This window comes from Lysobacter sp. Root667 (genome assembly GCF_001427715.1).
Lineage (GTDB): Bacteria > Pseudomonadota > Gammaproteobacteria > Xanthomonadales > Xanthomonadaceae > Lysobacter.
Genome location: NZ_LMHF01000009.1, coordinates 708,125 through 734,291, shown reverse-complemented (window position 1 = coordinate 734,291; position 26,167 = coordinate 708,125). Strand labels below are relative to the sequence as shown.

Below are 26,167 nucleotides of genomic sequence, written 5' to 3'. Positions count from 1 at the left end.
CCTAGAGCATGGCCGTGTGAGCTGCCGCTACGGCGCGTGGCCGGGCAGCGGCAGTACTTGTGCTTTGAAGCGGTAATCCCACCGGTCGAAGTAGAGGTTGCCCCCCGCCCACTCCACTTCGCCGCGCTGCGAATCCACGGTTTCCGATCGGAAGTGCCGTTTCGCCGGGACCAGGTCGGTCCCGTAGTCGTCGTTGAACGCGATGCGGTAGGCATCGAGTCCGCCGAGATAGAACCACTCGACGCCGGGATCCTTGGCGTCTTGGAACCGTCCCGTGGTGACGTCCATCGGGACCCAGCCGTAGGGCGCCAGGTACAGCCAGCCCCAGTCGTGCAGGTTGTCGTAGTCGCCGTCGGAATAGACCATGCCCGACTGCCAGCGCGCGGGAATACCGTTCAAACGCAGCAGGGCCATCAGCAGCAAGGTCTGCTGGCCGCAATCGGCGTGGCCGGCGTGCAGGGCGTAGTCGCTGATGTTGGACAGCGTCGAGTACTCGCGCGCGCCGGCCCAGGGAATGCGGTCGACGGCGGCGTACAGCTTCTGCGCGATGCGCGCCGGATTGGTCTCGTCGCCGACGACTTCGCGCGAATAGCGGCGCAGCGCGTCGGTGTAGACGATGTGCGGCGCGCGCTCGCCCAGGTAGGGCGCGAGGTCGGGACGGTCGCCCAGCGCCTGGACCCGGTCCGGGTCGATGCGGTGGACCTGGCCGTAGACGGTGAGTTCGTAGCTGATCGAGAACGTGGTCGGCTGCCCGGCTTTCGCGGCCTGCTCCAGGTAGACCGTGCGCTGCTGGGTGGATTCGGGCGCGATCCGGTGCGTAGCGGGCGTGCTGGCCAGAAAGACGAGGTCCTCCTGCTGGCCCGGCCGCAGGCGCGGGTATGGGATCCACGCGCGCAGGGTTTCGCCGGCGGGCACCGCATCGGCATCGACGACGATGGACTGGGTCACGCGCACCCGGCGCGGGGCGACGATGGTCTTGCCGCTCGCGCGCGCCTCGCTCAGCGCTTCGTCGTGATAGGCGTTGGCGCTTTCCATCGGCCCGCTGCTGGGCTTGCGCGGCGGACGCCGGCGCGCATCGGCGACGGGATCGAGCAGGAACAGGTTGGAGACGGCGCGGCTGAAGTAATACGGCTGGCCGTCGATGACCAGGTGTTCGAGCAGGTTCGCGCGCTTCCAGGCCACGAACTCGTCGTCGCGCAGATCGGGCACCAGTTCGCCGAGCTTGCGCCGGGCGTCGGCTTCGGTCAGCGGGAAGTCGAGACGGATGCGGCGCATGCGCTCGCGCTGGAATTCCAGGGCCGCGCGCTGGTCCGCGCTCAAGCCCGGCTGCGCAAGCGCGGCGTCGATCGCCAGGCCGGCGTCGCGGAAATGACCGGCGTCGATCATGGCGACGATGTCGCTGGGACCGCGGTCGTAGCCGGCCCAGACCGCGGGCAGCGCGAGCATCAGCCCGGCCAGGCACAGGCTGCGCGCAGCCCGGCGCCAAGCGCGGGGCATCGCCGAATCGAGCGGAAGCACGGAACGTTCCACGTCGCAGCCGACCATCTGAGGACCGAGTCACGGCTGTGTAACATGGCCGGACGGGCTGGTCAATAATTTATTCTTGACAAATTCTCGTTGTGAAGTATGTATTCCCACTGAGCCGGTCGCGATGATCGCCGGCGCGAACGAGGGGACGCGATGATCGAAACGGTCTGGCCTTATCTGGCGGTGGTGCTGCTGGCGGCCGGGCTGTTTCCGTCGCTGGAGCGGCGCTACGGCTGGCGGCTGTTCTCGGTGCTGCCGCCGATCGTGCTGACCTATCTGCTGGTGACCGCGCTGGCGGTGGCGGGCCTGTGGCAGAGCACGACGGAGATCGCCGCCGCCCAGCGCCACCTGACCTCGCAGCTGCTGCCGGCGCTGCTGTTCCTGTTGATGGTCGGCTGCGACCTGCGCGCGATCCTGGCGCTGGGGCCGCGCATGCTGGCGGTATTCGTCTGTGCGATGGCCAGCATCCTGGCCGCGATCGTGCTGGCCTACCTGATCTACCGGAACGCCCTGCCCGCCGACGGCTGGAAGATGCTGGCCGCGCTCAGCGCGACCTGGACCGGCGGTTCGGCCAACCTGGTCGCGGTCAAGCAATCGATCGGCCTGCCCGACAACCTGCTGCCGCCGGTGCTGCTGGCCGACGCGCTGTGCTATTCGGTGTGGGTGGTGCTGCTGTTCTCGGCGGTGCGCTTCGCGCCCGCGTTCAATCGCTGGACCCGCGCCAACGAGCGCGCGCTGCCGGTCGCGGCCGCTCCGCGCGCGAACAGCGAAGCCGGCGCTGGCGGCGTGCTGCTGTGGCTGGGCATCGCCCTGCTGGTCGGCAATGGCGCCATGGCGCTGGCCGCTTTGCTACCGACGCAAGGTTTCTTGACCGTCACCGCGTGGACCGTGCTGATCGCGACCGTCGCCGGGCTGGCACTCGCGCGCACGCCGCTGGCGGCATCGCCGGTGCCGGCGCCGCTGGCCGGCGCGCTGTTGGCTTGCCTGGTCGCAGTGCTGGCCTCGCAGAGCAACTTCGCCGGAATGTCGGCCGCACCGCTGTTCGTGCTGGTCGGCTTCACCGTGCTGGTGCTGCACGTCGGCCTGTTCGCGCTGGCGGCGCGGGCGTTCCGTTTCGACCTGTACCTGTGCGGGATCTCCTCGCTGGCCCAGATCGGCGGCATGGCCACCGCACCGGTGCTGGCGGCGACCTACTCGCGCGCGCTGGTGCCGGCGGCGGTGTTGTTGGCGATGCTGGGCCTGGTGCTGGGCACCGGCATCGGTTTGTTCATGGCCGGCGTGCTGTCCGGCCTTTCGCCCACGGGAGGCTGATCCGATGCGTCCGCTCCTCGTCCTGCTCGCCGCCGCCGGCCTGTTCGGCGCCGCGCTGCAGCCGCTCGCGGCGGCTCCGCCCGCTGCGCTCCCCATCCCCGCCCACGGCGTAATCGGCGTGGAGGAACGCCAATTGAATGCGGAATTCTGGATCCAGCGCCAGGCGCGCGCGGATCGCGTGATATTGAACACAGCCGCGATCGCGGCGCAGAACGCCAAGCTGCGCGAACTGGACGCGTCGGTGCACGATCTGCAGGCCCTGCCGGAAACGGTGACCCGCGAGCAGATCCGAAGCTGGATAGCGTCGGTGTCGGAGCGCCCGACCCAGGCGCTGTACGACGAGCGCGGCCGGCCCATCGCCAGCGGCGTGCTCGACGATCTTCAGGACGCGCTCGACCTGGGCGCGATCCCGGAGCGGCAGCCGCTGCGCTACGGCCTGATCGTGCACCGCGCCGATCTGCGCGCGTTTCCGACGCCGCTGCGCGTGTTCAATTCGCCCGACGATCACGACATCGACCGTTTCCAGGAGAGCGGCCTGTTCCCCGGCGATCCGGTCGCGATCGCCCACGAGAGCCGCGACCGCCAGTGGTGGTTCGTGGTCAGCCCGCTGTATACGGCCTGGGTCGAGAAGCGCTACGTCGCCCAGGGCGATGCGGCGGCGGTGTTCGGTTACGGGCAGCGCACGCCGCAACTGATCGTCACCGGGGCGACCGCGCGCACCGTGTACACGCCGGAGCAGCCGAAGCTGTCGCAGTTGCAGCTCGACATGGGCGTACGCGCGCCCCTGCTGGCCGACTGGCCGGCCGACCGTCCGGTCAACGGCCAGCATCCCTACACCGCGCACGTGATCGAACTGCCGGTGCGCGGCGACGACGGCCGCCTGAGCTTCGCGCCGGCGCTGCTGCCCAAGAACCAGGACACCACCGAGCGCTACCTGCCGCTGACCAAGGCCAACCTGCTGCGCCAGGGTTTCAAGTTCCTCGGCGAGCGCTACGGCTGGGGCCATTCCTACAACGCGCGCGACTGCAGCGGCTTCGTGTCCGACGTCTACCGCAGCTTCGGAGTGACGCTGCCGCGCAATACCCGCGACCAGGCGGTGAGCCCGGCGCTGAACCGTATCGCCTTCGGCGATCGGGACGACCGCGCGGCGCGCATGAAAGCGGTGCGCGAACTGCAAGTCGGCGACCTGATCTATATCCCCGGCCACGTGATGATGGTGATCGGCGATCAGCACGGCGAGCCCTACGTGATCCACGACACCACCGGCATCAGCTATCGCGACGCCGAGGGCCGCATGGCCCGCGCCCATCTCAACGGGGTATCGGTGTCGCCGCTGACTCCGCTGCTGTTCGACGAGGCGCATAGCTACGTCGACCGCATTACCAGCATCCAGCGCATCCGCCCCTGAGCGCCCCACTACTTACGAAGCGATCGGAGCTCCATGAAAATTACCGATATCCGGTTCGGCATGCTGCGCGTCCCGCTGAAGACGCCGTTCAAGACCGCGCTGCGCACCGTCGACACGGTCGAGGACATCGTCGTGTCGGTGCACACCGATAGCGGCCAGGTCGGCTACGGCGAGGCCGCGGCGACCGCGGTGATCACCGGCGACACCCACGGCTCCATCGTCGAGGCGATCCGCAAGTTCATCGCGCCGCGCCTGATCGGCGAGGACATCGCCGACCTCAACCGCTTGACCCAGCTGATCCAAAGCGCGCTGGAGAAGAACACCAGCGCCAAGGCCGCGGTCGAGATCGCGATCTACGACCTGTGGGGCCAGCTGTACGGGGCGCCGCTGTACAAGATGCTCGGCGGCGGCGACCCGGTCATCGCCACCGACATCACCATCAGCGTCGACTACATCGACAAGATGGTGGCCGACTCGATGAGCGCGGTCGAACGCGGCTTCGAATCGCTGAAGATCAAGGTCGGCAAGGACATCGGCGTCGACATCGAGCGGGTCAAGGCGATCTACGCCGCGGTCGAGGGCCGTGCCCTGCTGCGCCTGGACGCCAATCAGGGCTGGACCGCCAAGCAGGCGGTGTACGCGATCCAGCAACTGGAGGACGCCGGGGTGCGCCTGGAGCTGGTCGAGCAACCGGTCAAGGCGCAGGACCTGGACGGCATGAAGTACGTGACCGAGCGCGTGCATACTCCGATCATGGCCGACGAGAGCGTGTTCGGCCCCACCGAGGTCATCGATCTGATCCGCATGCGCGCCGCCGACATCATCAACATAAAGCTGATGAAGACCGGCGGGATCTCCAATGCCATCCGCATCGCCGACATCGCCGCGCTGTACGGGGTGGAATGCATGATCGGCTGCATGATCGAGACCAGCATCAGTGTGGCCGCGGCCGTGCACGTGGCGGTGGCCAAGTCCAACGTCATTACCAAGGTCGATCTGGACGGGCCGTCGCTGTGCGCGTTCAACCCGGTCGACGGCGGGGTGAATTTCAACGAGTCGGAGATCTCGGTCGCCGATGCGCCCGGCCTGGGCATCCGCGAGATCCGCGGCCTCGAAGCCCTGCCCGGCTGAGCCCAGGACCGTCAGGACATGTCGCCGCTACTCAAAATCCGCGCCGAGCGCGATCGCATGTCGGCGATCGAGCGCCGCATCGCCGATTTCCTGCTCGACAACGCCCATCTGCTGCGCGACTACTCCTCGCAGCAGCTGGCCAACGCGCTGGGGATCAGCCAGTCCAGCGTGGTCAAGTTCAGCCAGAAGCTGGGCTTCAAGGGCTACCCGGACCTCAAGTATTCGATCGGCGAAGCGGTCGCGCGCGGCAACGGCAACGGCGAGGACCACCTGCCGACCGCCGCGGCCGCGGACGATCCGCACACCGCGCTGGCCGAGGACTTGTGGCACCTCAAGGCCCTGGCCGAGGCCGAGACCCGGCTGATCAATCCGGCCGACCGCATCGACGCGATCGCCGCGGCGATCGAGCAGGCCGGCAAGGTCTACATCATCGGCCTCGGCGAGGACGGCATCCCGGCGCGCGCGTTCGCGACCCGGCTGTCGATGCTGGGCATCGTCACCGTGCACTACGTCGATGCGATGCTGATGCAGGCCGGCATCTCCAGCGCCGCGGCCGGCGATGTGCTGCTGGTGTTCTCCGAGCACGGCCGCCAGCCGGCGCTGTGCCAGATCGGCCGGCGCTTCCGCGAGCGCGTGGGCAAGGTCATCACCGTGACCCGTCACACTCCCAACCCGCTGCGCGCGCATGCCGACGCGGCCCTGGTGGTGTCGGCGCACGACGAGCGCCGGCATATCGAGCCGCTGCTGTACCAATCGGCGCTGCAGCACCTGCTCGACCTGATCTTCGTGCTGCTGTGCGACGCCAGCGAAGCCCGGCGCCGCCAGCTCGACCTCAACCTCGAGCGCATGCAGGATCTGCTCGACAGCTGACCGCCGGGACGAGACCGCATGCGCACCCTGCTCCGCACCGCCCTGCTGATGCCTGCCCTCGCTCTGGCCGCCTGTGCCGGCATGTCCGCGCCGAGCGCATCGACGCCCTGGGGCAACGCGCGCCAGCTCGTGCTGGTGACCACCGACGGCTGGGACGCGAGCGAGGGCCGCCTGCGCCGCTACCAACGCGACGGCGGCGGCTGGCGCGAGGTCGGCTCGGCGAGCTCGGTCACGGTCGGGCGTAACGGCAGTGCCTGGGGCCTGGGCCTGCATCCCAGCCAGACCGACGGGCCGCAGAAGCGCGAAGGCGACGGCCGCGCGCCGGCCGGCGTGTTCGCGCTCGGCACCGCGTTCGGCTACGGCGCCAGCGCGGCGACGCCGATGCCCTACCAGGCCATGGGCGCCGACGACTACTGCATCGACGTCAACGCCTCGCCGCTGTACAACCGCATCGTCGATGCCGGCGAGGTCGGCCAGGCCGCCGTCGCCGAATCCACCGAACCCATGCGCCGGGACCTGCACGCCGGCGGCGACCAGCGCTACCGGCTGGGCTTGGTGATCGATCACAACCCGCAGCGCGTTCCCGGCGCCGGCAGCTGCATCTTCGCCCACCTGTGGAAGGCACCCGGCGAGCCCACCGCAGGCTGCACCGCGATGGCCGATCCGGCGATGGAAGCCCTGCTGGCCTGGCTGCGCCCGCAGCAGCATCCGGTATTCGTGCTGCTGCCGCAGGCGGAACTGCGCCGTCTGCGGCAGGATTGGCATCTGCCGGCGCCCTGAGCCGCCCTCCGTCCACCACCACACAGAGCCCCGCCCCGCATGTCGATGACCACCCGCGTCCTGCTCGCGCTGATCGCCGGCGCCGCCGCCGGCCTGATCCTGGTCGCGCTAGCGCCCGAGGTCGCGCAAAGTACCGCGGCGGTGATGCAGCCGATCGGCAAGCTCTGGCTCAATGCCCTGCAGATGACGGTAGTGCCGCTGGTGGTGTCGCTGGTGGTGATCGGGGTGACCTCGGCCAGCGATGCGGCGGCCTCCGGACGCACGGCGCGGCGCGCGATCGTGGTCTTCATCGTGCTGCTGAGCCTGGGCGCCGCCTTCGCCGCGATCGCCGCGCCGGCCCTGCTGTCGCTGCTGCCGCGCGACGAGGCGCTGGTGCAGTCGTTCCGCACTGCCACGTCGGTACCGACGGCCGCGCCGCCGGCGCTGGGCGACTGGTTGTCGGCGGTGATTCCCAGCAACGTGATCGCGGCCGCCGCGGCCAGCGCGATGCTGCCGCTGGTGGTGTTCGCGCTGTTCTTCGGTTTCGCCCTGACCCGCATCGATCCGGCCCGGCGCGCGCGCCTGGTCGAACTGTTCCAGGCCATCGCCGACACCATGATCGTGATCGTGCGCTGGCTGCTGTGGATCGCGCCGCTGGGCGTGTTCGCGCTGATGTTCGCGGTCTGCGCCCACGTCGGCGTGGGCATGCTGGGCGCGGTCGGCTACTACATCGCGCTGCAGTGCACGCTGTATATCTCGGTCACGCTGATGCTGTACCTGGTCGCCGCGGCCTCGGGCACGCCGTTGCGGCGCTTCGCCGCCGGCGTGCTGCCGGCGCAGACCATCGCCGCCAGCACCCAATCTTCGCTGGCCTCGTTGCCGGCGATGGTGGACAGCGCGCGGGTGCGGCTCGGCTATCCGCTGGAGATCGCTTCACTGGTGCTGCCGATGGCGGTATCGCTGTTCCGCATCACCAGCCCGATCCAGTACATCGGCGTGACCGCGTTCGTGGCCTGGATCTACGGCATCGACCTGGGCGCGGCGCAACTGGCCGGCTGCGCCGCGCTGGCGGTGGTGATCAGTCTGGGGTCGGTGGGCCTGCCCGGCCAGGTCAGCTTTATGGCGACCAACATGCCGGTGGTGCAGGCCGCGGGCCTGCCGGTGGAGCCGCTGGGCTTGCTGCTCGCGGTCGACACCCTGCCCGACGTGTTCGCGACCCTCGGCAACGTCACCGGCGACATCGCCGCGACCGGCGTGGTGGCCGGACGCGAGCGCGCCGCGACGACGGGCGACGGCACGGGCTGAGTGCGTCGGCGTGGGCGTCGCTGCTCGTCATTGCGAATCGGCGTCACAAAAACCGACGCCCCGTGGCTCGCGCTCCGGGGCGTCGTTCGTGTCGCCGCAGCGGCCTGAACCCCTTGCCGCCGCACCGTTCAAGGGGCCGGCGACACCTGGAAGACCACCGCGACGCGGCGATTCGGCAGCAGGCATTCGCGCAGCGCCTCCGGCTGCCTCACGCCGGAGCAGTCCTGCACCTGCTCGGTGTCGCCCTTGTACTGGTAGCGAATCGAGTCGGCAGGCACACCCCGTTCGATCAGCAGCGCGCGCACCGTCTCGGCGCGACGCTTGGACAGGTCGACGTTGTACTGCGCGCCGCGGCCCTGCAATCGGTCGGCATGGCCTTCCAGTGCCACCGAATCGATGCGCAGGCCCTCTTCGCGGATGCGCGCGAACGCACGGTCGAGACTCTGCAGCGCGTAGCCGCGGATATCGCCGCGGCCGTCGCGGTCGAACTCGAACAGAATATTGGCGGTCAGGTCCATGTTCTGCGCATTCGGGACGGCCTGCGCGGGCATGCCGCAGGTCCGCGCCAACGCCTCGGCATCCCCGACGAGATCCTCCGCGATCTGGATGTAGGGCTTGGCGTGGCGCCATTGCTGCTGGTTCAGTTCGTTGCCGGCGTGCACCAGTTCGACCTCGCCGCAGGCCACCGCCTGCTGCGCGCAGGCGAAGCCGGGCGTGCCGTGGATCGCGCCCAGGCGCTTCCACAGGTCCTCGCGGACGCGCGCGGCGTCGTTCACCAGCGGCGTGTCGGTCGGCAGCGGCGATGCGCCCTGCTCCATCAGCCCGATGAGCCGCGCGGATTGTTCGAGCGCGGCCTGCGGGAAGGCGCTACGGTCGTTGCGCGAGTATTCGTGGAACGACACGTCGAGCCAGCACTGCGCCTTGGCGAGGTGATAGTCGCGAACGGGACGGCCCGTGTCGTTGAGCGCACGGATGCGGTCCTGCGTGCCCTCGTAGACCGAATGATCGCGATAGATCGCTTCGTCGCTGATGCGCTCGGCCGGTGGCGCCAGGACGGGCGTCTGCGCCTGGGCCGCCGGCAGCAGAGCCGCGAGAAGAGGAAGAGTGTAGGTAAGAATGGGTTTCATCGTCATGCTCCGTCAGCGCACCGGATCGCGGTAGCGCACGTCATCCCGCCGGAAAAGATCTTCGTCGAATTTGAACCGCAGACGCAGATAGACGCCGTCGCGGGTGTATTCGTAGCCATTGAGGTCCGGGTCGCCTGCGAAGCCGGCCCAGTTGTAGCCGGCCGACAGCCAGAGGTTCTGCCGCAGCAGGCGGCCGACCTCGATGCCGTAGGCGTACTGATTCGCGCCGAAATCGCCGCGGAAGGTCGCGCCCATCACCCCGACGTCCCAGTTTTCGGTCACGTCGTACACGACGCGCCCGGACAACAGCACGCCGCGGAATCGGCTTTCGACCGTGCCGCCGTCGGCATAGGCGAAGCGATCTTCCTGCCACTTGCCCGCCACCCGGCCGGTGAGCCACCAGGGACGGCTCGGATGCCAGTCGGCATGGGCGGACACGATGTGCGCGCGCATTTCCAGGTCGTCGCCGGCCTGCACCAGGCCCGTGCCGCTCTCGTCGCGCTCGAGCTTGTATTCGTAGCGTGCGAGGGCGTTGACGCGGTTGCGGTCGGTGTCGCGATAAGCGACGCCGATCTGGAACCGATCCTGCAGCACGTCGCCGCGCGCGGCGTAGTCGGTGCGCAGCAGGTAATTCCGCAACAGCAGGGTCCAGTCGCGGCTCATCTTGCGCGCCGCCATGAACTGCAGCAGCGTCGTGTCGAAGGCCTCGTCGCCGGCGGTGCGCTCGACATCGCCGGATATCCGGTGCTCCAGGCGGATCGCCCCGCGCCACAGCGGGCTGGCGCTATAGTCCAGGCCGAAGGCGAGCCCCGTGGCATCGCCCGTGGCACCGTCGATCACGTTCACGTGCTCGACCGAACTGGTGAGGCGGACACCTTCGGCGACATCCCAGGTGTTGCGAATGCCGGAAGCGGCCTGCAGGTCGCGACCGGCGATGGCATCGCGCATGCGGTACTCGGTGAACGCTTGCGTGTCCTTGAGGAAGGTCGTATCCACGCCCAGCACGAGCGCGTCGGCCTCGCGGTCGCGGGTGGTCACTCCGAACGCGCTGGTCAGGCCGGTCTGGCGCTCGTAACGGCCATACAGCCGGCTGCGCTCGCGCCATTGGTAGTCCGCGCCGAGTGCGATCCGGTTGCGGTCTTCGCCGCTCACGTCCTGCTCGATCTCGCCGCCTACCACCAGGCGCTCGCCGGCCTTGTAGCCCGCGCCGATGCGCACCGTGTCGCTGGACAGTTCGGTTCCCACCGGCAGATCGCTGGTGGGAACGGTGCCGCCGCTGCGGATGATCGGCAGACCGGTCAGGGGATCGAGCGGCTGCTGTCCGTAACCGAGCGCCCCGCCGCCCGCCCCGCTGCCGAGGGAGCCGCCGAGGCCGAGCGTGTCGCCGAACGGGGACCCGCTCGACCATGGCGAATACGCTCCGACCGTCTCGCGGATGGCGCGGTAACCGAAGTCCAGGCTCAGACGCGGCGTGGCCTGCAGCTTGACGCCCGCGGAGGCCGCGTCGCGTTCGCCGCCGTTGGGATTCCGGTCCTCGCTGCGGATCGCCTCGGCGTACAGTTCGACGCGTTCTCCAGCGCGCCAGCCGAGTTCGACGTTGTACTCGCCGCGCCCGCCGTACAGCGGCGAGGCGGCGTTGTTGAACGCGGGATCCGTGCGCGCTGCGAAGATGCTGGCATCGAACCGCTCACCGTCGTGGCCGAACTCGACGCGCCAGGCGTCGCCTTCGGCTTCGCCACTGAATCCCTGCAGCGCCGGAGTGGCGTACTGGTTGACCGGGTTGGTGTTGACCTCGCTGCGCGTGCGCGCGAACTCGGCGACCAGGTAGGTGTTCGGGCCGAAGCGCAGGCCCGCGTTCACGCTGCCCATCTCGAAGCCGGCGAACGGATTGCGGTCGTCGACATAGGCACCGCCGATCTCGAAGCGCTCGCCCACCTTCATCTGCGCATCGGCGCCCAGCACCAGGAACTTCTCGGTGCCCTGGTCCACCTCGTAGGTGATGCGCAGTGACACCGGGTTGAGGTCGCTGTCGAATCCCGGCAGGAAGGTGTTGAGCAGGATCCGGCCGGAGAACGGCTCGAAACTGTAGTCGACGAGGCGGCCGAGCGGCCGCACCGAGACGATGCGGGACGGCTGGTTGCGATCGCGCACGACGACTTCCACCCGCTCGCTGCCTTCCAGGACCGCGTTGTTGCGCAGGCCGTACGGGCCGCTGCCCTGGGAGGGGAACTCTTCCACTACCTGGCGCAGCGAGTCCTCAACGGCGAACACGTTGCCGCGCACACCTGCGTTCTCGAAATGCCAGCCCAGGCCGGTTGCGGTACGGTTGTAGACACCTAGGCTGCGCTGCTGCACGGGCCCGCGGGCGCCGACGCCCGTCGACGTCGCCAGCGTGTCGCCGGTCTGGAAATCGCCGTAGAGGACATAGCTGCGGCCCTTGTCCACGCGCACGTACAGGCGCTCGGCCGAACGCGCGTCGAAGCCGGTGAGCGAACTGTCTCCGTAGACCGGATAGAACTCGTCCGGGCGGATGTCGCGCAGCAGGCGCTCGCGGGTGTCCTTGTCGGAGTCGTAGGCGGCGGTGAGCAGGTATTCGCCCTTGATCCGGCCCTTGACGAAGAACGCCGTGCGCGCGGCCGCATTGGCCTTGCCGTTGTTGAACTGGCGCTCCCAGCGGCGCAGATCGCGCTCGAAGCCGTCGTCGCGGCGCGCGGGATCGATCACGCCGGCGCCGCTGCCGCTGCGGAAGTTGACGATGCCTTCGATCAGGCCGGTGGCGATCAGTTCGCGCATTTCCGGCACGAAGCTCACCACGCCCTCCACCGTCTCGGCCCCGGCGGTGATGCGCAGGGTGACGTCCTGCGCGTCGTTGGGCGCCAGCAGGTCGAACGCAGCCACGCCGTCGCGCAGCGGAAGCTGCACGCCGGGGGTGGCGCGATCGGCGTCCAGGCGCGCGGGGCCGAACTCGTCGGTGCCCGCGCTCTCGAGACGGACGCGCCCGCCGCTGTGTTCGATGGTGGCGTAAGCCTCGCCCGCTATCGGCCGGCCGGCTGCGTCGAGCAGCCGGACACGGACGTGCACAGGCGTCTGGCCATCGGCCGGTGCCGCAGCGCGGTCGAGTTCGACCTCGATGCGATCGACGACGCCGTTGGCGGCGTAGTCCACGGCGCCCGAACGCACCGGCGTGACTTGCGGCGGCAGGTTCCGGCTGGATTCCGTGGCGGGGTGCAGGGAATCGGCCGCGCCCAGCACCGGAGTGAAGCGGCGACCGTCCGCCACGTCCTGGGCGAACGCCGGCAGGGCCAGCGTCAGGGCGAGCGCGAGCGCGGTGGCGCGCGGCAGCGGAAGGGCGTGTGTGCGCGCGGCGGCGCGGCCCGGGTTCATGCGGCTCATGGGCGGCCCTCCTCGTGCGTCGCATCCCGCGGCGGCGTCGGCCTCGGGTCGACGATGGGGTGCTGGTTGGCGGAATCGGTGCCCTGCTGCGGACTGCGCGCGGGCTTGCTTTCCAGGCGCAGCGGACGCGTTCCGGTTTCGGTTTCCGGTGCGCTCACTTCGCCCTGCGTGCGCCGGGCCTTGACCTGCTCGAGCACCGGGTTCGAACAGCTGCCTTCGACGAAGTCGGCGCGATGCAGCTCGCCGTTCTTCAGGTCGAGGAACAGGCTGTCCGCATCGCCCAGGTTGCGGTTGCTGCTGGTGGTCAGGCGCGCGCCGACCGGCAGCGTGGCCGCGTCGACCTTCAGCGTGTGGCTCATCGGCGGCAGGCCCGCGTAGCTGTACTTGCCTTCCGAGTCGCTGATCATCCAGGTGCCGTCGCTGAAGTAGAGGCGCACACCGGGGATGCCCAGTTCCTCGCGGTCCTGCACGTGGTTGGCGTTGCAGTCGACGAAGATCTTGCCGAGCACGAGCGTCTCATCGGAGAACACGCCGCCGGCGACGCGCACGCGGTACTCCGCGCGGTTGGATGGGATCACCGACGGCCTGGGCTGCAGCGTCGCCGGGTCCACGCAGCCGCCGGCGATCGAACAGCCGAAGGCCTGCGCGCGGTTGATGCCGTCGCCCTGCTGACTGCCCACGCCGACGCGGACGCGGTAGGTCAGCACGGTCTGGCCGCCGACGGCCAGCGGACCGGTGTCGAACGACAAGGTCGGGCCCGGACGGCCGAGCGGTTCGGCGATCGCCGCGCCGTTGGCCCGCGCAGTGCCGGCGATGTAGGTGAAGCCCGGCGGCAGGCGGTCGAGGACGTTGACGGTCTGCACGGCGGCGCCCGCGGTCTGGCGGATGGTGATCGTGTAGAGCACGGTGTCGCCCACTTCCGCGATGCGGCGGTCGCCGGTCTTGACGATCACCAGGCCCGGTGCGATCGCCGGGTCCAGCGGAATGTGGTTGTGGACCACGCCCGCGGTGCCCGACCCGGTGCTCAGGGTGAGGTAGTAGGTCGTGCCCGTGCCCACCGGAGCGGTCGGCGCGGTCGGGTTCGGCTGCACCTGGTAGGTCGTGCCGGGCGCACCTGGCGGCGACAGTGTTGTGGTCTCGACCGGGATCAGCGTCGAGCGGAACGTGTAGCCCGCCGGTGGCGTCACCGCGAGCAGGAACTCGCAGCGGCTCGGCGCGCCGGGCGCGAACAGGAACTGGTAGAAGCCCTGGCTGCCGACGGTCATCGAGATCGACGCGCCGTTGAGCGTGTAGCCGCCGCCGGCCGCATTGAGGATGCTCGTGGCCGGGTCGTAGCCGGCACAGGTGCCGACCGGCGTCAGCGTCACGATCGAACCCGGAACCGGGTCGCGCGTGACCGCATCGTAGACCACGCCGTTCGGATCCACCGGCAGACTCTGCTGCGGCAGTTCCTGGCCGGGCGCGAGCACGACCTCGAGCTGGGTCAGGTTGCCATCGGTGATGCGGCAGCTGCTCTGGGTGCCGCCGGCGATCGCCGCGGCCGCATCGCAAGGCGCGGCCGGGCCCGCGGCGGTCTCGCCGCTGACGGGCAGGCCCCAGACCGCGCGCGTGTCGGGATCGCGGAAGCGGATGGTCCAGCGCACGCCGGGCACGACGTCGGCGAAGCGGTAGCGGCCGCCGGCGCCGGTGGTCGTGGTTTTCGCCACGATGCCGGTTGCCAGGTCGACCAGTTCCACGGTCCACCCGTCGAGACGGCGGTCGCCGCCGTCCAGCAGCGTGTCGTCGCCGCCGATGTCGTACCACACGGTACCCGACACCGCAGCGGCGACCTGCACCTGCGTCGGCAGGCGGCAGGCGTTCTGCGTGATCGCGGGGTCGCAAACGGGCAGCGTGGCGACATCGCCCTCGAAGCCGCCGCGTTCCACGGCGGTCGGACGGTGCGCAGCGTCTTCTCCGCCGCCTTCGACCAGCACGGCGTTGTGAATCGTCCCATTCGCGCCGGCGTTCGCGCCGACCAGCACCGGAACATCGATGCGATCGGCGCGGGTGGCGCCGCTGGCGATCACGACCGCGCTGGTGCAGGCGAAGCGGTCCGCGCCGGCGGCGCCGGTGCAGATCCAGCCGCTGCCGACCGGCGTCGCGGTCAAGGTGACGCCCGGCGGCAGACGGTCCTCGACGGTGTAGTCGCCCGAGCTGGCCTTCGGACCGACGTTGCGCACCGTGATGGTGTAACGCGCCGCGTTGTTGGCGGTGAAGCGCGCCGGGTCGGCGGTCTTGCCGACCACCAGGTCCGGCGAATCGGCGACCTCGCCGAAGTTGTTGTCGATCGAATGCGCGCCCGGCGCCAGCACGATGCCGCTGATGGCCGAGGGCGTGGTGCTTTGCGGGGTCGAGGTGCCGGTGGAGGCGCCGCCGATCGTGCCCGGCGTGGTGATGCCGTTGGTGCTGCCCGGCGGCTGCGTCGGTTCGGTGACGACATACGTGCCCGGACGCAGGGTCGGGAATGCGTAGCGGCCGTCGGCATCGGTAGTCGCGGTCAGATTGACCGCGGCGCCCAGGTCGTCCGTGCCGGTCAACACCACGGTCACGTTCGGGATGCCGGTCTCGTCGGTGTCGATCACGCCGTCGTTGTCGTTGTCGAAGTACACGCGGCCGCTGATGGCGCCGGACGCCTGCACCGGGGTCTCGATGCGGCAGGCGTTCTGGGTGATCGCCGGATCGCACACGGGCAGGCCGCCGACGTTGCCGTCGAAATCGGTCTGTTCCGTCGGCGTGGGCAGGCGCGCCGGCGATTCGCCGCCGCCGCGCACGATCACCGCATTGATGAGCGGCGAAGCGGCGGCCGCAGCGGCGGTGACGTCCACGCGCACGTCGATGTCGCCCGGGTGCGTGTCGCCTGCGGCGAGCGCCTGGGTGCTGGCGCACTGGAAGCTCACCGCACCGGCGGCGCCGGTGCAGGTCCAGCCCGTGCCGTTGGGCGTGGCGGCGAGCACGACGCCCGCAGGCAGGCGATCGTCGACGGTATACGAGCCGACGGTCGCCGCGTTGCCGGCGTTGCGCACGCGCACCGTGTAGTGGCTCTCGGTACCGACGGTGAAGGTCCCCGGGGTGGCGGCCTTGGTCACGCGCAGGTCGGGAGAATCGGCGATCTCGCCGAAATTGTTGTCGATGGACGACTGCCCCGCAGGCAGCACGATCGCGCTGATCGCGGACGGCAGGGTGCCGCGCGGCGTCGCAGTGCCGCTGGTGGCGCCGCCTACCGTGCCCGCCGTGGTGAGGCCGTTGGAGGTCGCCGGCGGTTGGGTCGGCTCGGTCACCGTGTAGGTGCCGGGGCGCAGGCCTGAGAAGACGTAGGCGCCGTCGGCGTCGGTGGTGGTGGTGAGGCTGACCGCGGCGCCATCGGCATCGGTGCCGGTCAGCGTGACGGTGACGCCCGCGATACCGGTTTCGCCGCTGTCGATCGTGCCGTCGTCGTCGTGGTCGAAGTACACGCGGCCACTGAGGCTCGCGGGCATGATCTCGCCGAAGTTGTAGTCCACCGCGGCCTGGTTGACGCCGAGCGCGATCGCGGTGATCGCCGACGGAGTCACCGACGGCACGGTCGCGGTGCCGCCGACGCTGCCCGCCACGGTGCGGCCATTGAGCGTGCCGGTCGGCTGGCTCGGCTCGGTCACCACGTAGCTGCCCGGCAGCAAGCCGGTGAAGCTGTAGGAACCGTCCGGCGCCGTCGTCGTGGTGCGGTTGACCGGGTTGCCGTCCTGGTCGGTGCCGCTGAGGACGATCGTCACCCCGGCGATGCCCGCCTCGCTGGCGTCGATGACGCCGTCGTTGTCGGGATCCAGCCATACGCGGCCGGCCAGCGACGAGCCGCTCGGCGTCTCGCCGAAGTTGAATTCGGTGGCGCTGGCGCCGGTGCTCAGGTCGATCTGCGAAATGCGGTCGGTGGTGGCCGCGTCCGGCGACACGCCGGTGCCGGGCGCGCAGCCTGTGGCGCAGGCGACGCCGTCGATCAGGCCCGGATTCACCGCGGTCGGACGATTGATGTAATTCCCGGCCGGCAGCGTTTCCCGCAGCGTGTAGACGATCGTCGGATCGAGATCGCTGAACTGGTAGAAGCCGTTCGCATCGGTGACGGCGGTGGTGATCACCGCACCGGTGGCGGCGTTGAGCAGCTCGACGGGGGTGCTGGCGATCGGGCTGTCGGTGCCGGCGTTGCGCACGTTGTTGAAGTCGTTGTCGACATAGACGAAGCCCGACAGGCTCGCGCGCCGCAACTCGGGGAAGTTGTAGCGCACGCCGTCGACGTCGGCGCCGACCACGATGCCGGTGTAGGCCGAATTCGGCGTGCCGGCGGCGTAGCTGCCGCCGAGCGACGGCGCATCCGGGCCCGCGCTAGGGGGATCGACCGGGCCGTTGTTATAGCCGGTCGGCTGCGACTGGGTGATCGTGTAGCCGGCGCCGCCAGACGGCGCCAGATTGTCGAAGCGATAGTTGCCGTCCGCATCGGTGGTGGCGGTCAGGTTGACCGGGTTTCCGTAGGCGTCGACGCCGGTCAGTGCGATGGCCACACCGGCCAGGCGCGGCTCGCCCGCAGCGGCCTGCGGCGTGCCGCCGTTGCTGCCGGCGCGGTCGCGGTCGTTGAACACGGTGCCGGCGAGCGAAGAGCCCGTGACCGCGAGCGGCACGGTGGTCGTGTTGTTGCTCGGATCTTCTTCGACCTGCTCGGTCGTGACCGTGGCCGTGTTGTTCGCCGTTCCACCGGCCGGGACCACGTCCCAACGCGACGGCACCAGGACGCGCACGCGGCCGAGGTCGCCCGGGGTGAAGGTGAGATCGCCCAGGTTGCAGGTGACGGTGCTGCCCGCCAGCACGCAGGTGCCGGTGCCGTTGGGCACCTCGTCGCCGCCCAGGCTCGGACCGACCTTCTGCCAGGTAATCGGGCCGGTCACCACCAGACCCGCCGGCAGCGTATCGGCGATCACCGTGCCGGTGCCGTTGAGCGGGCTCGAACCGGAGCGGTCGAGCGAAAGGCTCGAGCCCGGCCCGGCGTTGGCGCCTTCCACCACATAGACGAAGGGCTGGCGCACGGTGACCGTGGCGACCTGAGCCGGCAATGCGACGGTGGGGTCGTTGCTCGGCGCAGGCGCCGCCAGCACGATGCGCTTGGCGATACGCAGGTCCGAACGCGAGCGGATCGTGGTCGACTCGCCCTCTTCGTTGTTGGCCGGGTTGGTGTCCGATTCGACGGAAGACGCGACCGCGATGTTCTGCAGCGTGTCGCCCGCCGCGCCCGGCGGCGTTTCGTACTGGTAGCGCAGGTACAGTGCGCCGGTCGCGCCCGCGGCGACCACGCCTTCCACGTTGCTGGCGAAACCCGCGCCCGGCACGGGACACACCACGGTCAGCGGCGCGCCGACCATGGGGTTGGTGCCGGCGGTGATGGTGCAAGCGGCCACGGAGAACGGGCCGCCCGGGGTGGCGGAGGCGCCGATGAAGCGCACCGTGCGACCGACCGGCGGGGTCATCGTGTCGGTGATGGCCACGCCGTTGGCGACTGAGGGGCCGTTGTTGGTGACGCGCACCCGGTACGTGAGGGCGTTGCGGCTCAGGTCGTTCGGATCGAAACCGAGCGGATCGAGACCGCCGGCGAAACCGGTGTCGACCTTGTTGGTCAACAGGTCGACCGCATTGCCCGAGAAGGTCAGCGTGGCCGACTTCTGGTCGTCGGCCGCGGTCGCGACCGCGTTGTATTCGAAGTCGCCCGAGGCGTCGGTGCCGCTGCTCGGGCCCGAGAACGCGAAATCGCCGACGTTGGTGAACTGCCGGCCCGCGCTGCCGCCGGGGTTGTTGTTCGGCCGGATGACCAGGTTGAGGCTCTGGGTGTTGCCGCTGGCCATGTTCAGCGCCGGGCACGTCACGGTCACGGTGCCGCTGGCGCCGGCGGTGAAATACGAGGTGCCGCCGGCGGCCGGCGCGGTGCTCACGCCCGCACCGGCAGCGACCGTGCACGCGGTGGTACCGGGCGTGCGCGTCGCGGAAATCAGCACGAAGCCCGCATCGGTCGCTGGCAGGGTGATGATGTCGCGATAGACGACGCCGTTGGCCGCGGACGGACCGGCGTTGCGGTAGTCGATGCGATAGGTCGAGTTCACGCCTTCCTGGCCGACCGCGCCGGAGGTGATGACCTTGGCCGTCGTCTGCACGTTGGCTACGCGCGGAATCCGCACGAAGTCCTGCGCGCTGTTGTTGCTGGCGTCGATTTCGCCGACCGAGCCGGCCACCGCAGCGTCCACACCCACGCCCGCCGTGTTGCAGCGCGCGCCGGTGCGGATCGCGCCATTGCAGTTCGGATTCTGGCCGACGCTGTCGGTCAGCGGCCCGGTAACGTCGACCGTGATGGTCGCGCTCGCGCCCGCGGCAAGCGCGTTGGCGCCCGAGCGGCAGGTCACGCTGCCGCCGGCGGTGACGCCGCAGGTCCAACCCGCCGGCCCGCTCACCGTGGCGCTGGAGCGCCCGTTGATCCAGCCCGGAATGGCCGGATCGTTGACGACCACACCGGCCGTCGCATCGGGGCCGGCGTTCGAGACGACGAGCGTGTAGCTCATCGTCGTGTACGTCGTCGGCAAGGTGTTGTCGGCGTCGCCCGGGCCGTTGGTCTGCTTCGTGATCGAGAGATCGGCGCGCGCATCGGTGGTGCGGACGCCGGCGCCGGCGCAGTCGTTCGAGGTGTTCGGATCGATATCCAGACCGCCGCCGGTCAACGGTTCGCGCGAGCCGCCGGAGCCGCCCGTGCAGGCATTGTTGGTGAGCGTGCCGGGCGCGCGGGCGCGGGTCACCAGGGTAAGTGCCGGCGCATTGGCTCCGGCCGCCAGCGGCAACGCGGACGCATTGAGCGAACAGGTCACGATCTGCTGCGCGGGCGGGCCGACATAGGCGTTCGCCGAACAGGTCCAAGGGCCGGAGGCGCTGACGAATTCCTCGCCGGGCGCCAGCGTGTCGACGATGTCCACCTGCCCGGTGCTGGGACGCGGGCCGATATTGCGCAGGTTGATCGTCGAAGTCATGCGGCTGTCGGCGTCGGAACCGATGCCGTTCCACACCGCGACCACGCCTGGCGCCTTCGTCTTGCCGCTGAGCTGCAGATCGGCACCGTCGGTAAGCACGGTGAACGTCGCGCTGCCGGTGTTGTTCGCGGGGTTCGGATCGGCGGTCGTGGCGGTGATGGTCGCGGTATTGGTCTGATTGCCGCTGCTGCCGGGGCCGCTGGCCGGCACCAAGGCCTGCACGGTGAAGGTATCGGTGGCGCCGCTGGCGTAGTTGCTCGCACGGCTGCAGGTGATGACGGTGTCGCCCGACGAGACCGCGCAGGTCCAGCCCGCCGGTGCGACATGACCGGTGATCAGGAAGCCCGCCGGCATCGTGTCCGAGAAGCTGACGTTCGCCGCCGCGTTCGGGCCGCTGTTGTGCGTAGTCAGGGTGAAGGTGATCGCCTGACCGGAAATCGCCGGGGCCGGCGCCGCCGTCTTGGCGATGTCCAGGTCCGCGCCCGGGACGACGGCTGTGCCGACGTCGTCGGTGTTGTCGCCCGGAATCGGATCGGGGGTGCCGCTGGCGTTGACGGTCGCGCTGTTGACGATCGTGCCGCCGCTGGCCGTCACCCGTGCGCGGAACGTGTAGCTGGCCGTGGCGTTGACCGCCAGCGTGCCCGCGAACGTGCCGTTGGCGCCCGAGAACGTCCAGCCGGCGCCCGTCGCGCTACCCGCCACGAACGTCGTGCCCGAGGGCAGCGTGTCGACGACGTTGAAATTGGTCGAGGCGGACGGCCCGTTGTTGCGGACCTGAATCGTGTAGGTGATCTCGGCGCCGGCGACTACGGGATCGGGGTTGGCGGTCTTGGCGATCGAAAGATTGCCCGCGTTGGTCAGGGTCGTGACCTGTACCGCGCTGTTGTTCGCGGCGTTGGTGTCGCCGGCGAAAAACGGATCGGCCGGGCTCAGGCCTGCGAGCGGCGTGGACGCCGGCGGCACCGGCGCGCGGCCGATGGCGCTGCGCACCGTAATGACCCCGGGACTCAGGCCGACCGTCGAGACCTGCAATTGGAAGCTCATCGGCGCGCCGCCGCCGAGCGTTCCGACGAGCGTGCCGACGTTGCAGCGGATGCGCGTCGGCGTGCCGACGTCCGCGGCGCAGAACGCAGGCAGGTTCACCGCCGTCGTGCCCGCGGGGATGTCGAACAGCGCGACGACGTTCGCCGCGGTATCGGCCGCGCCGTTCTGAATCGTGTAGTCGTAGGTGACGATGCCGCCGGCGGGCGTCGGGTCGGATGCGCCGTCGGAGAGATCGGTGATCTGCAGATCGACGGCGAGCGCAGCGGGCGCCCAGCCGACGAGCATCAATACCAGCACCGCGCCGGCGGCGCGCATGGCATGACCGCGGCGGCGTGCGCAGCGAGGCGAGGATCCGCCTTCCAGGCCGCTATCGGCGTCATTGCAAGCCGCAGCTTTCGCGCCGGCACGGCGCGACCACATCGTCCATTTCATGTTTCGAATCCCCAATCCGCCCGGTAACCGCAGGTCGTCGATATGCACAGCTTTGGCGCGAACGCAGGCATGGCCGCATCGCGTCAGCGAGTGCGGCGCCCTGCCCTTATCTGATTCACCGGTAACCGGTGAAATCCCCTTCGCGATGTACGGCGCGCGATGCGATCAGCGACGCCCAGTGGCGGCACCGTAGAGGCCGATCGGGTTCAACTCAATGACCGATCTTCAAGAAAACTTTCAAATCTTCACGCCGGGGTCGGCGCGGTTTCTTCTTCGGTGGAAAACACGAAGCCCCCGCGGTAGATTGCGCGCACGGGGAGGCGCAGCTGCCTGTTCGACAGTTTTTTCCGCAAACGGTGTACGAGAACGTCCAGACGATGGGGATCGAAATCCGACGTGCCATCCGACAGGCGTTCGATCAGCGCATCGCGCGCGATCGCCTCGCCGGGCCGTTCCATGAGACTTTCCAGCAAGATCTTCTCGCTGCCCGAAAGTTCGAACGCTTGGCCATCGGGCGCCCGCAGCGACCAACCGCCGTCGGCGAGCCGCCATGTCTGCGCCTGCGTCGGCGCTGCGTTTCGCATGCGACGCGCCACGCTGCGCAGGGTGGCAGCAAGTACGATCAGATCCGTGGGCTTGGGCAGATACGCATCGGCGCCGCTGCTCAGACCGAGCGCCTGCTCGGCCGGCAGCGCACGCGCGGTCAGCATGACCTTTCCGATGTCCATGCGATCGCTCAGGCGCCGCAGGACGGAATAGCCGTCTTCGCCGGGCAGCCCGACATCGAGCACCACGAGGTCGAATTCCATTTGTGCGCTGGCGCGCCAGAACGCTTCGGCGCTGGGGCAGGCGATGACGCGAAACCCATGTTCTTCCAGTCCGGCTGCGAGTTCTTCGAGAAGATCCGGATCGTCTTCGATCACAGCCACCCGCTCTCGAGGCCCGCGCCCCTGCATCCCTTGCTCCATCGTCGCTCCCCCTGCGCGTACGCGCCCCCTGCGCGCACACCGCGGGGAGTATACGGCTCCGGGGGACGGCGTAACCTCGCCGCAAGCGCGCGCCCCCGTTCAGCATCCTGTCCCAGATGAGGCGGCTCGTGCTTTTGTTGTGGGCGCTGTCCATGTCCGTCGCTCTGGCGGGCCCGGTCCCAGCGCACTCCTCCGATGACGCGACGGACGCGCCCGTCGATCTGTCGGCGGGTGCCGTCTACCTCTACGACCCCGAAGGCGATTTCGATATCGCCACCGTGCGCCGGCTCGCGCGCGCGGATTTCGGCGCGGCGCGCGGGTTCGGTGCCTCGCTCGGATTGAGCGCGCGCGACGGTGCGGCCTGGATCCGCCTGGATGTCCCGCGCCAGGTCGCCGGCGGCGAGTGGTGGCTTTCGGTGGGCCCGGCGACGGTCACCTCCGTCACCTTGTACGCACCGGATGCATCGGGTCGCCTGACCATGCGCGAACTCGGCGCGTCGACACCGTTCGCGGATCGCCCGGTACGTTTCCGGCTACCGGTGTTTCCGTTGCGGCTCGCGGCAACGCCGGACGCGCGCACGCTTTATCTACGTGTTTCCGGGCGAAGCACGACGCACGAGGTCGAACCGGTGATGTGGCGGCCGGCGGCCTTCGTGGCCATGGCCGAGCGCGATTACGCGCTATGGGGCGCATATTTCGGCATCCTCATGCTGTTGATCACGTTCACCTTGTTCTTCTGGCTGGAATTCCGCTCTGCCGCCTACCTGCGCTACTCGCTCTACCTCGGCGCGTTCTTCGCGGTGCTCTGGCTGCTGGAAGGTTTCGGTGCGCAATGGCTGTTGCCCGATTCCCCGGAGACCGCGATCTACCTGACCAGGGCCATCGCCCTGGTCGCGATGGGCTACACCCTGTGGTTCAGCCTGAAGTTGCTGGAACTGGAGCGCAGATTCCCGCTGCTCCACCACATCGCGGCCGCGCTGTCGCTGGCGCAGGCCGGCGGTGCGCTCGCCATCCTGTTCGTGAACGACGGCATGGTGCTGCGAACAGCGCTGGTCGCGGCGCTCGCATGGCAGCCCATCTTCTTCGTGTTGCTTCGCTATCAATGGCATCGCCGGCCGGACCTGCGACCGGTGATCGTCGCGTTCGCGCCGCAAATGGTGGGCCTGGCGATCGCGGTGCTGCGGCATGTCGGCGCGGTGCCCGCCGGTTTCTGGTCGTCGCATGCGCTGGAAGCGACGGGCATCGTGCACATGGTGGTGCTGAGCCTGGCGCTCATGCGCCGGGTGCGCGACTCGGAGCGGCGTGCGCTGCTGCTCGCCAGGGAATCGGAGGAGCGCCTGGACCGCAAGGTCGGCGAACGCACCTCCGAACTGGCCGACGCCAACCGTCGCCTGATGTCGGAGATCGCCGAGCGCCGGGCCGCCCAGACGGAACTGGCCAGCTCGCTGAAGTCCGAGCGCAAGATGCTGGACGCACAGCGCGATTTCGTCGCGATGGTGTCGCACGAGTTCCGCACGCCGCTGGCGGTGATCAAGGCGGTGGCGCAGCGCCTGCGGTCGCATTCGGCGCTGCAGGACGACGATCTCCAGAACCGCCTGGGCCGGGTGGATCGCGCGACCACGCGGATGACGGCGATGATGGAGACGTATCTGGCGGACGACCGGATGCGCGCGCCCGAGCGCGAGCGCCGGACCAGCCGATTCCCCGCGGCCGCGCTCGTGTCGGCCGCCGTCGAACACCACGGCGGAAACGCCGATTCGCGTATCAGGCTCGCCACGGCCGAAGACGCGCCCGACATCGATGGCGACCTGGGCCTGCTCACGGTGGCGCTTGCCAATCTGATCGACAACGCCCTCAAGTACTCCGTCGCCCCCGCCCCAGTGCGGGTCACGACGACTTGGGAAACGGGCATGCTGTACTTCCGCGTGGCCGATGAGGGCACGGGCGTGACCGAGTCCGAACGGGAGCGCATCTTTCAGCGTTACGTGCGCGGGTCGGCGAGCAGCGGTCGGGGCGGCGCCGGACTGGGCCTGCATCTGGCCCAGGAGATCGCCAGGCTCCACGGTGGCGACATCACGATCGAACAGACGGACCTGGCGGGATCGACGTTCGTCTTGACGGTGCCCGCAGCGCCCGTCGAGCACGTCGAGCCGACGCGCAACGTCGCGACGATGGATCAACTAGGGGTGCAGTAATGGGTGTGAGGAACATCGGAGCCGCCTGGCGGCGCGCCTTGCTGATCGCGGCTATTGCGTGCGCTGGATTCGGCAACGCGTCGGCCGCGGACTGGGTCTATCGGGTGCGGCCCGGCGACAATCTGTGGGATCTGGCCTCGGCTCACCTGAAGGCCGACATACCCTGGTCGCGCCTGCAGGCTTACAACCGCGTGCCGCATCCGAAACATCTTCCCCCCGGGCAGCGGTTGCGGTTTCCGGTCGAATGGCTGCGCGTGCAGCCCGAGCGCGTGCGCGTCGTCGCCGTGCGCGGTGCGGTCCAGATCGCAATGGACGGTCGCGCGCCGGCGCGCGCGGCAACGGTGGACATGCGGATCGCTACGGATGGCTGGGTCGAAACCGGCGAGAACGCCAGTGCGACGGTGGAGTTCGCCGACGGTTCGCGCTTACTGCTCGCCAGCCGCAGCCGCGTCGTGTTCGACCGGCTCAGCAGCTTCGGGCGGACGGGCATGGTCGACAGCGAGGTCCGGCTCCAGCGCGGACGGGCGACGCACCGGGTCGCGCCGCAGAACGGCCCGGCGGCGCGCTACGAGGTCTCGACGCCGTCGGCGACATCGAGCGTGCGCGGCACCCGGTTCCGCGTTGCGTACGAGGACGGGCGGGAAACCACCGAAGTCGTCGAAGGCCACGTCGGTGTCGGCGGTGGATCGGGCTCCGCGGAGCTCCGGGCCGGCTACGGCAGCCGCAACGACGGCAGCGTGCGCGCACGCGCCCTGCTGCCCGCGCCCGCGCTGCCCGCCAGGGCCTTCGACAGCCTGCCCATCGTGCTCGAATGGCCGTCGGTGCCGGGCGCGAGCGGCTATCAGATCGACGTGGTCCGCGCCGATGCGCCCGAAGTACAGCTGTTCGAAGCGGCGGCGGCGGCGCCGAAAGCCGGCATCGGCACACTCCCGCCGGGCCATCATCTGATCCGCGTGCGCGCCGTCGATGCCGAGGGCGTCGCGGGCCTGGACGCGAACCTGCCGATCGAGGTCCCCGAGGGACCGGCGCCGCCGCTGACGATCCGTCCGGCCAATGCCGAGGTGTCCTACCTGCCCAAGCCGCGATTCGAATGGTCTCGCAGCGAAGGGGCCGAAGGCGCGCACATCCAGATCGCGCGCGATGCGTCGATGGGCGACCTCGTGCAGGAGATCGATTCCGCCTCGACCCGCGCTCGTCCGACCGTGTCGCTGCCTCCCGGCACGTACTGGTGGCGCGTCGCCTCACGCGATGCACGCGGGCGCCTCGGGCTCTTCGGCGGCGCGCTTCCGTTCGACGTGCGCGCGATGCCGTCCGATGCGCAGATCGCGGGGCCCTCGGTGAAGGAAGGCGAACTGGTGCTGCGCTGGCGCAGCGTGCCGGAGATCACGCGCTACCGCGTCGAGGTGTCGCGCCATGCCGATCTGCGCGACCCGCTGATCGATACGACCGTCGAAACGCCGGAACTGCACATGAAGAAGCCGCGCGGCGGCCGCTGGTACGTGCGCGTCCACGCGCTGGACGAGGACGGTGCGGCCATGGAACTAGGGAGCATCCAGGAGATACGTCTGCCCTGCATGCTTTGCTACGCGGGCGGCGCCGCGTCGGTCGCGCTGCTGTTGCTGGTGCTATGAGG

At 69.7% G+C, this 26,167-nt stretch carries 13 protein-coding genes; 8 read left to right on the top strand and 5 right to left on the bottom strand.

Translation table 11 applies throughout. From position 1 onward, the window contains the following. Nucleotides 1-27 precede the first annotated feature (27 nt). Nucleotides 28-1,446: a transglutaminase-like domain-containing protein gene (locus ASD78_RS06910; protein WP_235566466.1), complete on the bottom strand. Its 1,419-nt coding sequence runs from the start codon at nt 1,444-1,446 to the stop codon at nt 28-30. Between the two features lie 234 nt (nt 1,447-1,680). Here ASD78_RS06910 and ASD78_RS06905 point away from each other — a divergent pair, with 234 nt between their 5' ends. Genes ASD78_RS06905 through ASD78_RS06880 form a run of 6 tightly spaced genes read left to right on the top strand, consistent with a single transcriptional unit; the run spans nt 1,681 to nt 8,311 of the window. Continuing rightward, nucleotides 1,681-2,838, top strand: a complete 1,158-nt coding sequence (locus ASD78_RS06905; RefSeq protein ID WP_055902944.1) for a DUF819 family protein — start codon at nt 1,681-1,683, stop codon at nt 2,836-2,838. A 4-nt stretch (nt 2,839-2,842) separates the two neighbouring features. Further along, the gene (locus ASD78_RS06900) at nt 2,843-4,246 is read left to right on the top strand and encodes an SH3 domain-containing protein (RefSeq protein WP_056099479.1); all 1,404 of its coding nucleotides are present in this window, start codon (nt 2,843-2,845) and stop codon (nt 4,244-4,246) included. Nucleotides 4,247-4,279: 33 nt separating this feature from the next. Next, nucleotides 4,280-5,377, top strand: a complete 1,098-nt coding sequence (locus ASD78_RS06895) for a dipeptide epimerase (protein ID WP_055902952.1) — start codon at nt 4,280-4,282, stop codon at nt 5,375-5,377. Between the two features lie 18 nt (nt 5,378-5,395). Next, nucleotides 5,396-6,247 (top strand): MurR/RpiR family transcriptional regulator, encoded by an 852-nt coding sequence (locus ASD78_RS06890; protein WP_055902955.1) that lies wholly within the window; start codon nt 5,396-5,398, stop codon nt 6,245-6,247. An 18-nt stretch (nt 6,248-6,265) separates the two neighbouring features. Then, nucleotides 6,266-7,027: a L,D-transpeptidase family protein gene (locus tag ASD78_RS06885; protein WP_055902957.1), complete on the top strand. Its 762-nt coding sequence runs from the start codon at nt 6,266-6,268 to the stop codon at nt 7,025-7,027. A 39-nt stretch (nt 7,028-7,066) separates the two neighbouring features. Continuing rightward, a complete protein-coding gene (locus ASD78_RS06880; protein WP_056099475.1) occupies nt 7,067-8,311 on the top strand; it encodes a cation:dicarboxylase symporter family transporter in 1,245 nt (414 codons plus the stop codon). Nucleotides 8,312-8,439: 128 nt separating this feature from the next. Here the strand turns inward: ASD78_RS06880 and ASD78_RS06875 are convergent, their stop codons facing one another. From ASD78_RS06875 to ASD78_RS06860, 4 genes are all read right to left on the bottom strand, one after another. Then, nucleotides 8,440-9,438, bottom strand: coding sequence for an OmpA family protein (locus ASD78_RS06875; protein WP_156087614.1), 999 nt, complete (start codon nt 9,436-9,438; stop codon nt 8,440-8,442). 12 nt (nt 9,439-9,450) lie between these two features. After that, nucleotides 9,451-12,831 (bottom strand): hypothetical protein, encoded by a 3,381-nt coding sequence (locus ASD78_RS06870; RefSeq protein WP_056099471.1) that lies wholly within the window; start codon nt 12,829-12,831, stop codon nt 9,451-9,453. Beyond that, complete coding sequence (locus tag ASD78_RS06865) at nt 12,828-21,254, bottom strand: SdrD B-like domain-containing protein (protein ID WP_056099468.1); 8,427 nt, start codon at nt 21,252-21,254, stop codon at nt 12,828-12,830. Before ASD78_RS06865 ends, ASD78_RS06870 begins: the two co-directional genes overlap by 4 nt. Before the next feature lie 362 nt (nt 21,255-21,616). Continuing rightward, on the bottom strand, nt 21,617-22,294 hold the full coding sequence (locus tag ASD78_RS06860; RefSeq protein ID WP_055902972.1) for a response regulator transcription factor: 678 nt from the start codon (nt 22,292-22,294) through the stop codon (nt 21,617-21,619). A gap of 197 nt (nt 22,295-22,491) precedes the next feature. Between ASD78_RS06860 and ASD78_RS06855 the strand changes: the two genes are divergently transcribed. Further along, entirely contained in the window at nt 22,492-24,534 is a 2,043-nt protein-coding gene (locus ASD78_RS06855; protein ID WP_162250137.1) for a sensor histidine kinase, read from the top strand. A 38-nt stretch (nt 24,535-24,572) separates the two neighbouring features. Beyond that, nucleotides 24,573-26,165 (top strand): FecR domain-containing protein, encoded by a 1,593-nt coding sequence (locus ASD78_RS06850; RefSeq protein ID WP_162250136.1) that lies wholly within the window; start codon nt 24,573-24,575, stop codon nt 26,163-26,165. The last annotated feature ends 2 nt before the right edge of the window (nt 26,166-26,167 follow it).

Bases quoted from the DNA above. Each gene is read 5' to 3' on its own strand.
- ASD78_RS06910 (WP_235566466.1), bottom strand. From the start codon at position 1,446: ATGCTCGCGCTGCCCGCGGTCTGGGCCGGCTACGACCGCGGTCCCAGC.
- ASD78_RS06905 (WP_055902944.1), top strand. From the start codon at position 1,681: ATGATCGAAACGGTCTGGCCTTATCTGGCGGTGGTGCTGCTGGCGGCC.
- ASD78_RS06900 (WP_056099479.1), top strand. From the start codon at position 2,843: ATGCGTCCGCTCCTCGTCCTGCTCGCCGCCGCCGGCCTGTTCGGCGCC.
- ASD78_RS06895 (WP_055902952.1), top strand. From the start codon at position 4,280: ATGAAAATTACCGATATCCGGTTCGGCATGCTGCGCGTCCCGCTGAAG.
- ASD78_RS06890 (WP_055902955.1), top strand. From the start codon at position 5,396: ATGTCGCCGCTACTCAAAATCCGCGCCGAGCGCGATCGCATGTCGGCG.
- ASD78_RS06885 (WP_055902957.1), top strand. From the start codon at position 6,266: ATGCGCACCCTGCTCCGCACCGCCCTGCTGATGCCTGCCCTCGCTCTG.
- ASD78_RS06880 (WP_056099475.1), top strand. From the start codon at position 7,067: ATGTCGATGACCACCCGCGTCCTGCTCGCGCTGATCGCCGGCGCCGCC.
- ASD78_RS06875 (WP_156087614.1), bottom strand. From the start codon at position 9,438: ATGAAACCCATTCTTACCTACACTCTTCCTCTTCTCGCGGCTCTGCTG.
- ASD78_RS06870 (WP_056099471.1), bottom strand. From the start codon at position 12,831: ATGAGCCGCATGAACCCGGGCCGCGCCGCCGCGCGCACACACGCCCTT.
- ASD78_RS06865 (WP_056099468.1), bottom strand. From the start codon at position 21,254: ATGCGCGCCGCCGGCGCGGTGCTGGTATTGATGCTCGTCGGCTGGGCG.
- ASD78_RS06855 (WP_162250137.1), top strand. From the start codon at position 22,492: ATGTCCGTCGCTCTGGCGGGCCCGGTCCCAGCGCACTCCTCCGATGAC.